At 65.7% G+C, this 13,481-nt stretch carries 15 protein-coding genes; 4 read left to right on the top strand and 11 right to left on the bottom strand.

Going from position 1 to position 13,481, the window contains the following annotated elements:
• Positions 1 to 71 precede the first annotated feature (71 nt).
• Complete coding sequence (locus tag FOZ70_RS17095; RefSeq protein WP_219706315.1) at positions 72 to 1,079, top strand: hypothetical protein; 1,008 nt, start codon at positions 72 to 74, stop codon at positions 1,077 to 1,079.
• A gap of 119 nt (positions 1,080 to 1,198) precedes the next feature.
• On the opposite strand, the gene FOZ70_RS17090 is transcribed toward FOZ70_RS17095, so the two are convergent.
• Entirely contained in the window at positions 1,199 to 2,167 is a 969-nt protein-coding gene (locus tag FOZ70_RS17090; protein ID WP_219706314.1) for a zinc-binding alcohol dehydrogenase family protein, read from the bottom strand.
• A gap of 46 nt (positions 2,168 to 2,213) precedes the next feature.
• Positions 2,214 to 2,465 (bottom strand): hypothetical protein, encoded by a 252-nt coding sequence (locus FOZ70_RS17085; RefSeq protein ID WP_048021897.1) that lies wholly within the window; start codon positions 2,463 to 2,465, stop codon positions 2,214 to 2,216.
• 95 nt (positions 2,466 to 2,560) lie between these two features.
• On the opposite strand from FOZ70_RS17085, the gene FOZ70_RS17080 reads away from it, so the two are divergent.
• On the top strand, positions 2,561 to 3,370 hold the full coding sequence (locus FOZ70_RS17080) for a helix-turn-helix transcriptional regulator (RefSeq protein ID WP_124466096.1): 810 nt from the start codon (positions 2,561 to 2,563) through the stop codon (positions 3,368 to 3,370).
• A 159-nt stretch (positions 3,371 to 3,529) separates the two neighbouring features.
• Here FOZ70_RS17080 and FOZ70_RS17075 read toward each other — a convergent pair whose 3' ends face one another.
• The 8 genes from FOZ70_RS17075 to FOZ70_RS17040 all read right to left on the bottom strand — a co-directional run bounded on the left by FOZ70_RS17075 (position 3,530) and on the right by FOZ70_RS17040 (position 10,348).
• Positions 3,530 to 4,309 carry a DUF3304 domain-containing protein gene (locus FOZ70_RS17075; RefSeq protein ID WP_219706313.1) on the bottom strand — a complete coding sequence of 260 codons (780 nt, stop codon included), beginning with the start codon at positions 4,307 to 4,309 and terminating at the stop codon, positions 3,530 to 3,532.
• Positions 4,310 to 4,444: 135 nt separating this feature from the next.
• Positions 4,445 to 5,251, bottom strand: a complete 807-nt coding sequence (hpaI, locus tag FOZ70_RS17070; protein ID WP_060231930.1) for a 4-hydroxy-2-oxoheptanedioate aldolase — start codon at positions 5,249 to 5,251, stop codon at positions 4,445 to 4,447.
• Positions 5,252 to 5,263: 12 nt separating this feature from the next.
• A complete protein-coding gene (gene hpaH, locus FOZ70_RS17065; protein WP_219706312.1) occupies positions 5,264 to 6,067 on the bottom strand; it encodes a 2-oxo-hept-4-ene-1,7-dioate hydratase in 804 nt (267 codons plus the stop codon).
• Positions 6,068 to 6,087: 20 nt separating this feature from the next.
• Positions 6,088 to 6,480, bottom strand: a complete 393-nt coding sequence (locus FOZ70_RS17060) for a 5-carboxymethyl-2-hydroxymuconate Delta-isomerase (protein WP_027791434.1) — start codon at positions 6,478 to 6,480, stop codon at positions 6,088 to 6,090.
• Between the two features lie 33 nt (positions 6,481 to 6,513).
• Positions 6,514 to 7,362, bottom strand: coding sequence for a 3,4-dihydroxyphenylacetate 2,3-dioxygenase (hpaD, locus tag FOZ70_RS17055; RefSeq protein WP_048021892.1), 849 nt, complete (start codon positions 7,360 to 7,362; stop codon positions 6,514 to 6,516).
• A 49-nt stretch (positions 7,363 to 7,411) separates the two neighbouring features.
• Positions 7,412 to 8,875, bottom strand: a complete 1,464-nt coding sequence (hpaE, locus tag FOZ70_RS17050; RefSeq protein ID WP_059485026.1) for a 5-carboxymethyl-2-hydroxymuconate semialdehyde dehydrogenase — start codon at positions 8,873 to 8,875, stop codon at positions 7,412 to 7,414.
• Between the two features lie 22 nt (positions 8,876 to 8,897).
• Positions 8,898 to 9,662, bottom strand: a complete 765-nt coding sequence (locus tag FOZ70_RS17045) for a fumarylacetoacetate hydrolase family protein (protein WP_219706311.1) — start codon at positions 9,660 to 9,662, stop codon at positions 8,898 to 8,900.
• Positions 9,659 to 10,348, bottom strand: a complete 690-nt coding sequence (locus tag FOZ70_RS17040) for a fumarylacetoacetate hydrolase family protein (protein ID WP_219706310.1) — start codon at positions 10,346 to 10,348, stop codon at positions 9,659 to 9,661. The genes FOZ70_RS17045 and FOZ70_RS17040 overlap by 4 nt, the downstream gene beginning before the upstream one ends.
• Positions 10,349 to 10,500: 152 nt before the next feature.
• On the opposite strand from FOZ70_RS17040, the gene hpaR reads away from it, so the two are divergent.
• On the top strand, positions 10,501 to 10,941 hold the full coding sequence (gene hpaR / locus FOZ70_RS17035; protein ID WP_021164054.1) for a homoprotocatechuate degradation operon regulator HpaR: 441 nt from the start codon (positions 10,501 to 10,503) through the stop codon (positions 10,939 to 10,941).
• Between the two features lie 54 nt (positions 10,942 to 10,995).
• Here the strand turns inward: hpaR and FOZ70_RS17030 are convergent, their stop codons facing one another.
• Positions 10,996 to 12,207: an SDR family oxidoreductase gene (locus FOZ70_RS17030; protein ID WP_021164053.1), complete on the bottom strand. Its 1,212-nt coding sequence runs from the start codon at positions 12,205 to 12,207 to the stop codon at positions 10,996 to 10,998.
• Between the two features lie 646 nt (positions 12,208 to 12,853).
• Between FOZ70_RS17030 and FOZ70_RS17025 the strand changes: the two genes are divergently transcribed.
• The gene (locus FOZ70_RS17025) at positions 12,854 to 13,198 is read left to right on the top strand and encodes a DUF3564 family protein (protein ID WP_021164050.1); all 345 of its coding nucleotides are present in this window, start codon (positions 12,854 to 12,856) and stop codon (positions 13,196 to 13,198) included.
• Positions 13,199 to 13,481: the final 283 nt, after the last annotated feature.

Raw genomic sequence — 13,481 nt, 5'->3', positions numbered from 1 at the left:
TTCAAATCGAGTGAATCGATTAGAATGCGCCTCAAAAATCGAAGATGCCGACCCAAACGACGATAAATGTTATGACCGGTGAACGCTGGATGCTTGAATCGAAAATTTTACAAAGCACAAAATGGCTTACCCTGATCGCGATCAGTGCGCTGCTGGCAGGCTGCCCACCCATGATCGTGCCGCATTTCGTGACCGTGAAGTCCAGCGCGGTATACAGCATTCCAGATAACCCTCGTCCTTGGTTAACACTGGAAAGCGACGGCATCAGCCTTTATCTGTATCAGGAATGCGCTCGTCCGCGGCAGGGGTGTCGCCAGCAAAGGCTGGTTGCCTTAAAGAACGACGCGCGTCCCGACTGGAAGAGTCTTCTTGATGCTCATCTGATCAGCTGGCGTGTCCAGGACCTGAATGTCCCCATGCGTCGCCCACTCTCCGCCTACGTACCCGGAACGCGATATCGTTTCATGGGCTCGTTCGGCCACTACCCTGAAATCACATTCGCCATTCCGAAAGACCTGGTCGCCAGTAGAGAGAAACCGAATAGCTATACGATGCTTGAAGACTTCAACGACATCGTCTACCCAGCGGATATCGAGATTCAGTTGGTGATTTATGACGACGATCATCAATGGATTTTTGCAAATCAGCCGAAATTCAAGTCAGACGGAAAAAAGCACCCTTCCGACCTGTTTATTCCCAGCAAGCTATTTCACTTTGAAGCCGACGACGCCCGGCTACACCGGCCAATGGCGTTGTATTACGTTTCCCCCCAGCGGCGTCCTGTTGGCACTCGGGTCATAGCCGGCCAGGCAGCGGAGTCGGAGCAGGACATCAAGATTCGAAACCTCGACAGGCAGATTGCACTGGTCGATGTCCCCTTCCCTTCAGTGCCACTCAAACTGGATACTGCGACCGTGGACAGCACAACCGTGGCCGGCCAGCCGACGTTAGCATGCAACTACAGCCATACTCAATTCAACCTGGGATGGATGGATGCCGCGCAGCATAGTCCGCCGTCGGAAGCGAATCGCAAGAGATGCGAGCCGTATCAATTGCCTCCGGAACCAGAGGGAAAGTAGGCCGAACCCGCCGCGTCCGAAGCGGGTTCGGGCGCTCGACCTGAAAAGTCGTGCAAAGGCCACCGCCGGAATACGTGCGGTGCCGCAAATGCAATACACGCCGCCGCGCCGCGATCCGATCACGCACCGCCCCGCAACGTGAACACCAGGCGCACGAGACTGTTCACATCGCCCCAGTGTTCGCCGACCGCCGAAAGCGGCACGATGTGCGTGTCGATCGTCAGCCCCGCCGGTCCGGCCGCGTCGAACACACCGCGCACCGACGCCAGCAAGCGCGGCAGCGACACGCTGCCGATGCCGCTGCCCATCAGTTCGATCGCGGTCGCCCGCAGCACCGCCCCCGGCAACAGCACGTCCGCGCCGCCGATCGAGCCGATCTGCACGAAACGCAGCCGGCGGCCCTCCGGCGTCGCCTTCGCGGCGGCCACCAGCAGTGTCTGCGCGCTGGCGCCCCACAGATAATCGAGCACGACGTCCACGCCCGCGCGGAAATGCGGTTCGAGCGCGCGCGCCAGATGTGCGTCGTCCTGCTGCAACGACACGACGGCATCCGCGCCGGCATTCAGCAACGCCTGCAGCGCGGCCGCGTTGCGGCCCGTCGCGATCACCTTCGCGGCGCCGAGATGCTTCGCGATCCGAACCGCCAGCCGCCCCGACGTACCTGTCGCACCGTTGACGAGCACCGTCTCGCCCGCGACGAGCCGCGCGCGTTCGGTCAGCGCCGCCCACGACGACATCCCGGGAATCGCGATCGCGGCCGCCGTGACGTCGTCGAGCGTATCCGGCAGCGGCACGCACTGCGTATCGGGCGCGATCGTGCGTTCGGCCATCGCGCCGAACGGTGCGGGCGCGCCGAAGAAGTAGACACGCTGCCCGTCGTCGAGACGGCGGCCAACCCCGTCGACGCCAACGACGAACGGATAACGCCCCTCCGACGAGTAATGCGTGCCGGCCGCGCGCCCCTGCGCGATCCGGCTCAGCGCGGACGCCGTCACGTCGATCAGGCTGTGGCCCGGCATCGCGTGCGGCGCATCGAACTCCATATGAACGGGCCGCACGCCGGCGCCCGTCACGACTGCTGCTTTCATGGTGACTCCTTGAATCGGGGATCCCGATCGACGGTTCCGGTGCGCATCAGCGTGCGTCGAGCCACGCGCGCAGCGCGGGATCGCGCACTTCCAGCACGTCGAACAGGCCGAGCGCACGCAGCGCGGGCAACGCATCGATCGCGTCGGCTTCCGCGCGCGCCCGGTCGGCGGGCGCGGCGTTCGGGTCGGTCAGCACCCGCGCGTTGACCAGGAACGCACCGACGGTCCCCTTGCGGATCGTCGTATCGCCAAGCGTGATCCGGTCGGTCTGGTCGGGAAGCATCTGTTCGGCTCGCATCGTGTCGTACTCCGGTTGTTATCGATGGACGCAGTGTAGGCGTGCAAATTCGGCCGATCTCCGGTATAACGGCCATTCGATACCGATATCCGGCCATGTCCGATCCGCTCCTGCCCGCCCGCTTCGTCACGTCCGACGACGGCCCGTTCGTCGTTGCCGCCGTGCTGTCGCAACGCGACCCGCGCGTGACGCCACCTCATTCGCATGCGCGCGGCCAGCTCGTCGGCGCGCTGAGCGGGTTGCTGACGATCGGCCTCGACGACCAGGACTGGGTCGTGCCGGCGATCCATGCGATCTGGATTCCACCGCATTGCCGCCATTCGTTGCATTCGTTCGGGCCGATTTCCGGCTGGTCGGCGTTCATCGCCGAAGCGCGCTGCGCGGCGCTGCCGGATACCCCGCGCGCGATCCGCACGACGCCGCTGCTGCGCGAAGCCGTGCAGCGCGCGGCGAGTTGGGAGGGTTCGGAGCTGGATGCCGCGCGAACCCGGATCGCCGACGTGATCCTCGATGAAATCGCGTCGTCGGAAGTCGAGGCGCTGGGGCTGGCGCGGCCGCAGGATCCGCGGCTGACGAGGATCACCGATGCGCTTGCCGCGGATCTCGCGGACAACCGGCGGCTGGAGGAATGGGCAGAATGGGCGGGAATCAGCGCGCGGACGATGAGCCGCCGCTTCGTGGCCGAGACGGGGCTGACGTTCGCGCAGTGGCGTCAGCAGGCCCGGCTGCTGCGGGCGCTGGAGAAAATCGCCGACGGCGTGCCGGTGACGACGATCGCGCTCGATCTCGGGTACGACAACGTGAGCGCGTTCATCGACATGTTCAGGCGGGCGTTGGGGACGACGCCGGGGAAGTACAGCGAGCTTACGAGGCTTGAAACCAGCAATGGCGGAAGTCGGTCATAGTCCATTGGCAGCGCCTGTTCGTCCCGTCAAAGGAAAGACTGATGTGCAGCGTCGGACAGTGCATCTTCGGGGCAACGACGGTGGCACCGTCGATCCACGCCTGCTTCGCTTCGCCAGGACGACCAGCGTCCGACATGGATACCGAGCGTTGGATCGCGCTCATTTTTCGACCCGCTGTTTAGACACCCGCTCCGCCTTTTCTTGTAGTTGCTGGTCGTATGCCTTGGCCGCTTCGTCGCGTTCGTGCCATGCGTACGTTTGTGCATTCGCCCTGGCGTCGAGCACGCCCTGAACGACATACGGATCATTGCTAACCGGTTTGTCCAGGGAACTGCCGTCGTCAACGCGGACGCGAATCCGGTCGTCCTCGAGGAACTGCACCACGAAGTTGTATTGTTTTGGTCCATATGGCGGCACTTTTGCCACGGCTTCGAGCCATTGGTCGCCACTACGGTCGTTGGCGTCGTATGGGTGCAAGTCGCGTTCCCAACGCACACTCACCGTCATTCCGTCACGCCACGTCTCAGGAACATAGACGCAGCACATTTCGGAGCCTCCACCACCCGGTTCCCCAGTCTTGCTGACCGGTGCGATGTTCGGTCCTCCCCCGCTTCGACCTTGAGAATCCGTGATGGAGAAACGTCCAACTCCATACGATGCGTAGTTCAATCCACTTACCGACGCTGGATTCTCGACCGTTCCGTCGGCACGCGCCACCGGTGCAGTGGCGCTTGCTTGCGGCGCTTCCTGATTGCAGCCTGCCACCAGGAGGCCTAATGCGAGCGCAGCCAGAAACCGGACAGGAATGGCGGAACGCCGCCCCCCACAGTCCGCTCGAGCGTTTTCCATCGTACGCTTCGTACCGGTTCGCGTTGCCGGGTAAGCCGCCTGCGTGCGGTGCCGCTCGACTGCTTCGACGTCTTCGACAGGCACGAGCATGTCGGGGGTCGTGGTATGTGGCATCGTACTGTTCAGGCGGAGTGCAGGATTTCGCCAGCTTATTCGAAACACACAAAAATCGTAATGAGCGAAATTCAATCGCACCCGAGACACATCAGCCATACCTTGCTTCGTTCAATACGTCCCGTCCCCCTTCTTGACCGCCTCGCCCCCTTTCCCCTTGAACTGCTCCGCCAACCGCTCCGCACTCCTCGCCAGCAACGTCGTATCGACCCCGACCGCGACGAACAGCGCTCCCGCGTCCAGATAACGCCGCGCGGCTGCCTCATCCGCGCTGAGAATGCCCGGCGCCTTGCCGGCCGCCTTGATCGCGCGGATCGCACCATCGATCGCGGCCTGCACGTCCGGGTGCCCCGGATGGCCGAGATGCCCGAGATCGGCCGCGAGATCCGCCGGCCCGATGAACACGCCGTCCACGCCCTCGACCCGCGTTATCGCATCGATCGCGTCGAGCCCCGCGCGTGTCTCGACCTGCACGAGCACGGCCATCTCCTCGTTCGCGCGATGCAGGTAATCGCCGACCCGGTTCCACCGCGACGCACGCGCCAGCGCGCTGCCCACGCCGCGAATCCCGTGCGGCGGATAGCGCGTCGCGGCCACCGCCGCACGCGCCTCGTCGGCGCTCTGCACCATCGGCACGAGCAGCGTCTGCGCGCCGAGATCGAGCACCTGCTTGACGATCACCGGATCGTTCCACGGTACGCGCACGACCGGATGCGACGGATACGGCGCGATTGCCTGCAATTGCGCGAGGATCGTCGGCACCGTATTCGGCGCATGCTCGCCGTCGATCAGCAGCCAGTCGAAACCGGCGCCCGCGACCACTTCCGCGCTGTACGGATTGGCGAGCCCGAGCCACAGCCCGACCTGCGCGTCGCCGCGCGCAAGCGCGGCCTTGAAGACATTCGTAGGAATCCGCATCGTTCGCTCACCTCACTCGAAGTAGCACTGGATCGTCCCGAGCGGGCCGTAGTCGACGCTGAACGTGTCGCCCGGCCGCGCCGCGCACGGCCGCGTGAACGAACCGCCGAGCACGATCTGCCCCGGCTCCAGCGCAACGTCGAAGCGGGCCAGCCGGTTGGCGAGCCACGCGACGCCGTTCGCCGGATGGTTCAGCACGCCGGCCGCGACGCCCGTTTCCTCGACCACGCCGTTACGCGACATGATCGCCGCGACCCACCGCAGGTCGACGTCCTGCGGCTTCACGGGCCGCCCGCCGATCACCACGCCCGCGTTCGCCGCGTTGTCGGCTATCGTGTCGAACACCTTGCGCGGCCGTTTCGTATCGGGGTCGATCGACTGGCTGCGCGCGTCGATGATCTCGAGCGCGGGCACCACGTAGTCGACTGCGCCATACACGTCGAAGATCGTGCAGTCCGGGCCGGTGAGCCGCTTGCCGAGCACGAACGCGAGTTCGACCTCGACACGCGGCACGATGAAGCGCCCGGTGGGGATCGTGCCGCCGTCGGCAAAGAACATGTCGTCGAGCAGCGCGCCGTAATCGGGCTCGTCGATCTGCGACGTGTTCTGCATCGCCTTCGACGTGAGGCCGATCTTGTGGCCCTTCAGCGTGCGGCCTTCCGCGAGCTTGACGGCGACCCACGCGCGCTGGATCGCATACGCGTCGTCGATCGTGATGTCGGGATGGTCGAGCGAGATCTGGCGGATCTGCTTACGCTCGCGCTCGGCGTCGTGCAGACGCTGCGCGAGCTGGTCGATGAGGGCGGTTTCGAGCATGGTCGGATCGGGAATGGGGTTCAGCCGGCCCGCTTGTAGCGGGCGTGGATGTTGTTGTGCTTGTACGAGCCGCTTTCGCTGAACTCGGTCAGCTCCATCGACAGCGCGAGGTACCGTTTCGCGTACAGTTCCGCGAAATGCGCCTTGATCGCGTCGAACAGCGCGTCGCACGCGGCTTTTTTCTGCGCATCGCTGCGGCCCGAGCCGATCTTCAGCGTCACGTGCACGAACGCATCGTCTTCCGTGCCGTCGGCTACGCAGTAATCCTGCAGTTCGATCGCGCGCGAGCGGATGCCGCCCGTCGGGAACACGCCGCCCTGCGCGATCAGCGTGGCGTTGATCGTGCGCAGCAGCGCGGGAATGCGTGCGTCGTCGCGGATGTTCGCGGTGTATTCGACGACGATATGTGGCATGGCGGGTCTCCAGTCGAGTGCGTGGCGCAGTGCTCAGGCCACCGGGAAGATCGCATTGATCTGCCCGGTACCCGAACTCGCGAAATAGTCGGTGACGATCTCGACGGGTTTATCGTAGCGATCCCAGCCGAGCAGGCCGAGCAGCATCGCCGTGTCGTGCATCCCGCCTTCGCCGTGGCAATGCGTGTTGTACTCGGGCAGCATCGCGCAGAAGGTCTTGAAATCGCCCTGCTTCCACAGCTCGACCACGCGCAGGTCGACCTGCCGGAAGAATTCGCGGCTGATCTGGTGGATCGATTCCTCGGGGCTGCCGTTGTCGTTGAAACGGTGCGACAGCGAGCCGCTCGCGAGGAATGCGACGTTCGAATCGCTCCTTTCGATCGCCTCGAGCAGCGCCTCGCCGAAGCGCCGGCTTTCGTCGAGCTGATGCCACATGCACCAGCCGGCGATCGACACGACCTTGAAGTGCTGGTCGGCGTTCATGTAGCGCATCGGCACGAGCGTGCCGTATTCGAGTTCGAGGCTGTCGATCTCGTGCGCGCGCGTCGCGACGCCGCGCGCGCTGGCCGTCTCGGCGATCAGCCGGCCGAGCGCCGGGTTGCCCGGATACGCATACTCCATGTCGCGGATGAAATGCGGCAGCTCGTTGCTCGTGTACGTGCCCGCGAATCGCGCATTGCAGTTCACGTGATAACCGGCGTTGACGAGCCAGTGCACGTCCGACACGACGATCGTGTCGACGCCGAGCGCGCGGCAGCGCTCGCCGATCAGTTGATGGCCGCGGATCGCCGCCTCGCGGCAGCCGTGATGCCTGCCGGGCAGTTCCGACAGGTACATCGACGGCACGTGCGTGATTTTCGCGGCGAGGGACAGTTTGCCCATCGTTCAAGTCTCCGTTTGGTTCTTTCGTGCTGCAGACGACCCGCGCCCGTCACACGCCCCAGCGCGGAATGTGGTGCGAACCCATCGAGATGCACACGTTCTTGATCTCCGCGAACACCTCGAAGCTGTATTCGCCGCCCTCGCGCCCGGTGCCCGATTCCTTCACGCCGCCGAACGGCTGGCGCAGGTCACGCACGTTCTGGCTGTTCACGAACACCATCCCGGCCTCGATGCCGCGCGCGAGGCGATGCACCTTGCCGACATCCTGCGTCCAGATGTACGACGCAAGGCCGTACGACGTGTCGTTCGCGAGCCGCAGCCCTTCTTCCTCGTCCTCGAACGGAATCAGGCACGCGACCGGCCCGAAGATTTCTTCCTGTGCGACGCGCATCCGGTTGTCGACGTCGGCCAGCACGGTCGGCCGCACGAAGTTGCCGTTGCGCAGGTGGTCGGGCAAGCCCGCCGGCTTGTCGGCGCCGCCCGCAACCACACGCGCGCCTTCCTGCTCGCCGATGCGGATATAGCCGGTCACCTTTTCCCAGTGCTGGCGCGTGATCATCGCGCCGAGGTTCGTGGCCGGATCGGACGGATCGCCGACCACCAGGTTGTTCGCGCGGCGCGCGAATTCCTGCACGAAGCGATCGTAGATCGTGCGCTGCACGAAGATCCGCGAGCCGGCCGTGCAGCGTTCGCCGTTGATCGAGAAGATCGTGAACAGCGACGCGTCGAGCGCGCGGTCGAAATCGGCGTCGTCGAAGATCAGTACCGGTGACTTGCCGCCGAGTTCCATCGAATACTTCTTCAGCCCCGCACGCTCCATGATCCGCTTGCCGGTCACCGTACCGCCGGTGAACGACACCGCACGCACGTCCGGATGACGCACCAGCGCGTCGCCGGCCGTCGCGCCGTAACCCTGCACGACGTTGAGCACGCCCGGCGGGATGCCGGCTTCGAGCGCGAGGCGGCCGAGCTGGTCGGCCGTCAGCGGCGACAGCTCCGACATCTTCAGCACGGCCGTGTTGCCGAGCGCGAGGCACGGCGCCGTCTTCCACGTCGCGGTCATGAACGGCACGTTCCACGGCGACACCAGCGCGCACACGCCGACCGGCTGGTACAGCGTGTAGTTCAGCATCTGGTCGTCGACCGGATAGGTGCGGCCGTTCATCTGCACGCACACTTCCGCGAAGAAGTTGAAGTTCTCGGACGCGCGCGGAATCAACTGCTTGCTCGTCTGCGCGATCGGCAGGCCGGTGTCCTGCGTCTCCAGCGCCGCGAGCATCGGCACGTTCTTCTCGATCAGCTCGCCGAGCCTGCGCATCAGCTTCGCGCGCTCCCTGGCGGGCGTGTTCGCCCATTTCGGGAAGGCTTCCTTCGCGGCGCGCACGGCCGCGTCGACTTCGGCCTCGCCGCCCGATGCGACGTCGGTGATGACTTCCCCCGTCGCGGGATTCAGCGTCGTGAACGTCTCGCGGCTCTCGACTTCGCGGCCGTCGATCCAGTGCTTGATGGTCATGCTCTCTCCTTGGGCGACGGGCTCAGCCGGCGCGATAGTAGTCTGCTTCGCCGACGATCGTGTTCACGAGCCGGCCGATCCCTTCGATTTCGGTCACGACCTCGTCGCCCGGCTTCGTGTCCGCCAGCCCCTCGGGCGTACCGGTCAGGATCAGGTCGCCCGGCGAGAGCGTCATGAAGCCGCTGATGTGCTCGATCAACGCCGGCACGTCGAAGATCATGTCGCGCGTGCTGCCGCGCTGCGTCTCCCGTCCGTTCACCGTCGTGCGCAACGTCAGGTCGCCCGAATCGCCGATCTCGTCGCGGCTGACGAACCACGGCCCGAGCGGCGTGCAGGTGTCGCGGTTCTTCACGCGCAGGTTCGGACGGTAGTAGTTCTCGAGATAGTCGCGGATCGCGTAGTCGTTCGCGACCGTGTAGCCGGCCACGTAGTCGAGCGCCTGCGCGCGGCTCACGTTGCGCGCAGGCCGGCCGATCACGACGGCCAGCTCGCACTCGTAGTGCATGTGCGTCGCGTCCGCCGGGCGCACCGTGCGCGAACGGTGGCCGATGAACGTATTCGGCCCCTTCAGGAAGATCAGCGGTTCGCTCGGCGCCTTGAACGCGAGTTCCTTCGCGTGGTCGGCGTAGTTGAGGCCGAGCGCGAACGTGGTGCGCGGCGCGACGGGCGGCAGCCACACAACCGCGTCCTCGGCAACGACCCGCCCCGTGTCGAGACGGATCGCGCCGTCGCCGGCCGGTTCGGCCGCATGCAATGCGCCGTTGTAGATCACGCGTGCCGTCTTCATCGTGTTTCCTCCGCGATCAGCGTGTGCCGCAACGTGCCGATGCCGGCGGCGGCGATCTCGATCGTGCTGCCCGCGCGGGCGCGCGGTGCGCCGCCCGCGACGCCGAGCAGCAACACATCGCCCGCGTCGAACGACATGAAGGCCGTCACGTCGGCGATCAGTTCGCGCACGGAGCGAATCAGCGTGGCCGTCGAGGCGGACACGGCCACCTCGCCGTCGATCCGCACGGTCAGGCCGATCGTGTCGACATCGCCAAGCGCGGCGGCCGGCACGATGGCCGGGCCCATTGGGCAGAAACCGTCGCGGCACTTGAAGCGCACGGCCGGACGGTAGTAGTCGGGATGGGGGACCGACACGTCGCTGGCGAGCGTGAAGCCGTGAAGGTAGTCGAGCGCCAGCGCGGCCGGCACGCGCGTCGCGCGCCGGGCGAACACGACGGCCACTGACGCGCCGATCTCCAGGGCGTCGACGCCGGCCGGCACGACGACGGTCGCGCCGTCGGCCGCGTGCGTGTTGGCGGGCTTGATGTACAGGATCGGCGCCTGCGGCGGGCGGCCGTAAGGCGGTGCGTTCACGGCATCGCCGAGTGCGTCGAGCGCCGCACGCTCGTTGAGCAGCGCACCGTAGACGGTACCGATGGCGACCGGCAACGGCGGCGCCGCGGCGGTCATGCAAGACAGCTCCATGCGTCATTCCCCTGCCGCGCGTCGCGGCGTATCGTCAATACTTAATATCTTAAGTAAACAATCGAACGCTGGCAACCTCGATTACCCTGATACGCGAAATTCACTCCGTTCGGCTGTTAAGATTGATGCGTCCCCGTCCACTGCTCACCCCGATGAACCGTACGCTCGACCATCGCAACCTGGCCATGCTGCTGCTGGAGGCCCGCGAAACGCTGATGGGTCTGTTCCGCCCCATTCTCAAGGAATTCGCGCTGACCGAACAGCAATGGCGGATCATCCGCGTGCTCGACGGCGAACCGGCGCAAGCGCTCGAAGCGGGACAGATTGCGCGCCGCTGCTGCATCCTGAGCCCGAGCCTCACGGGCGTGCTGGAACGGATGGAGCGCGACGGCCTGATCACACGCACGCGCGCGCAGGAAGATCAGCGCCGGCTGCTGGTGAGCCTTACGCCGCAAAGCAGGAAACTGGTCACGGAAATCGGCCCGCGGATCGACGAGCAGTACCGGCAGCTCGAATCGCGGTTCGGCGAGGACGGCCTCGAAGACATCTATCGCGCGCTCGACCGGCTCATCGAGCTCGGCGGCAACACGTGATGACGGCCCCCGTTCCCGCCGGCCGCGGGAACGGGGGCCGGTGCGGCGGGACGGTCAGTGCACCGCGCCGCGCATCAGCTCGGTCACGGCCACGCCGCGCGACGTGCGCATGCATTCCTCGACGTAATCGATGAACGGCAGCGGCTCGAAATCGATTTCGTCGCGCACGCGACGGTTGTCGAACACGCGATCGACCGTCGCGAATTCCCCGCAGCGCTGCAACGCCCGGCCGATCACGCGCTCGAGTGCCGGATCGGTTCGCCCGAGCACGTCGCGCACCACGAGCGGCAATTCGGCCGGCGCACACGCCGCGTAGCGCGGTGCGCCGGTCATCCCCGCCGCCTCGTCCATCGCACGCACGATCTGCGCGACCTGCGGCGCCTCGTCGCCGGCCGATACGTGATACAGGTCGTGTGCGAGCGTCGGCTTGACGGCCAGCAGCATCGTCGCGCGCGCCACGTCGTCGACCGACACGATATCGATGCGCGTCATCGGTCGCGCGGTGAAGCGGCGTGCGGCATGCGCCAGCCGGAACATCCAGAACGAATTCGGCGCGGGCCGCGTACCGAGTACCGTATGGCCGACCACATGCGACGGCCGCACCACGACGAGCGGCAGCCCGAGCGCACGCAGGCGCTGCTCGGTCTCCGCCTTCGCATGCAGGTAGTCCGCGGCGAGCACCGCGCCCGGCAGGCCTTCTTCGTCGCGCGCGACGTCGTTCGCCGCGTCGCCCGCCGCCTCCTCCTGCACGATCCCGCCACGACCCGCATGCGCGTAGGCCGTACCGACGTAGACGAAGCGCAGCAGGCGCGGCGCCCGTGCGAAACGCTCGGCAAAACGCACCGCGTCGGCGATGTCGGCCCGCAGGTGCGCGCCGTCGGCCGGCGACGCATGGCCGGCGCAGTGAATCACGTGCGTCGCGGCGGCGAGGCGCGGTGCGTCGGCGCCCTGCCACACGTCGCCGAGCGCACCGACGATCACGTTCGCGTCGGTCAGGCGCGACGCCCAGTACGGCGCCAGCCCCGCGCGCAGCGCCGCTTCGCGCAGTCGCGCGACGGCATGGCCGCGATCCTGCGCGCGCACGACGCAGACGATGCGGTCGAGCAGCCCCGCATTGACGAGCGCCGTCAGGACGGTACTGCCGATGAAGCCGGTTGCGCCGGTCAGCACCAGCCGCCCGACGTTCGCCGCCGCGACCGGTGCGCTGGCCGGCGACACGAGGCTCGTCCGCCAGTTGAGCGACAACGCGGTTTTCCAGATCAGCACGATAGTCTCCTTCGAAGAATCGGCCGGGCGGCGCGGCGGCCGCGGTTGCGGGCTGCGCACGGCTCACCGGCCGGGCCGGGGCCTGACGCGCGCCCCGGCAGTCCCGATCGGGCGTGCGGCCCGCGATCGCGTCGATCGCGTCTCTGGCACGAGGCGGCGGCAGCCGCCGAGGACGGGCGTCCGCGGCACTGGATCGGGAATATCTCAGTGTGGGGCCCGACCGCAGGCAAGTCTGTCCCGAAAGTTTCGTGAAAGTGTGCCGATTTGTATGCGATTGTCGGAGTCTGTCGTCCGGCAATGCAGTCGGAACGCCTCAACCTCCGGTCGCGCTCCCTCCGGCACGGCCGGACCGCGTCGGCCGGCCCGGTTTCCGCGGCCGGTTGCACGCGACAGATCGACGCGCCTCTCGGCGGTGTCGTCCCATGTCTCGAGGATCAACCGGGCCCCGATCGGCGCCGCGATCGCCGGTGGGCGTGTGTTTGCGCGCGCCGCCGGAATAACCATGAATCGTCAGACATCGTTTCATCTGAAACCGCAATGAACTCAATTCGGATTTATTGCGGATTATCACTTGCGTTTCACACCAGTCTATCTAGACTGATCAAGTCAAAACGGTCGAATGTTCATTTTTTTGGAGACGATCACAATGCGCCTCACCATTCGGATTAATGGCAGCGAATCAGCAACCCGACACTCGTTCGCGGTACTGTGGGTCGACACCGACGAAGGACTGTGGTCGCGCGAGGCACATCAGGGCATCGATCTTCCCGCCTGGGGCAAGGTTCGCGACGTCGAGGGCGCGATGGCGCTCTGCGCGGCTGATGGCGGGAATGCCGTGTGCCAGTTGAAGGGACTGTCGTTCGGTGCGACCCAGCGCGAACAGGGCTCCGCCGTACTCGCCGGCAATCACCCCGGCGCATGGCGACTGCAGGCTGTCGATCGCTGCACGAGCGAGCCGGAATATCGGGAATTCATTTCCGTCACCCGGTAGAAATTATCGATGTAATTCGTCTGCGGTTTTCGGGTTTATTCCGGGTTCAGTGATATTCATTTCGATATTCAGTATTAGCGGCGCCCCTTTTCGGGGCGTTTTCATTTTCTGGTGCAAATAAATAATCGCGAGCCGGGCAATTGATCGCGCGCCGGGGACGGGCGGCATCGATTGTCCCGGAGATCGTGTGAGCGGATCGATACGCACCGAATCGGCCACCCTCGATCACCTGCTGCGTCTGTGAAGCTCCGCTTCCGCCCTCTTTTCGTATGCCCTGTTCCAC

The organism is Burkholderia sp. COPS, from assembly GCF_019425585.1.
In the GTDB taxonomy this organism is placed as follows: domain Bacteria; phylum Pseudomonadota; class Gammaproteobacteria; order Burkholderiales; family Burkholderiaceae; genus Burkholderia; species Burkholderia cepacia.
The sequence above is the reverse complement of the archived record's forward strand: the minus strand, read 5'-3'. Positions and strand labels throughout refer to the sequence as shown.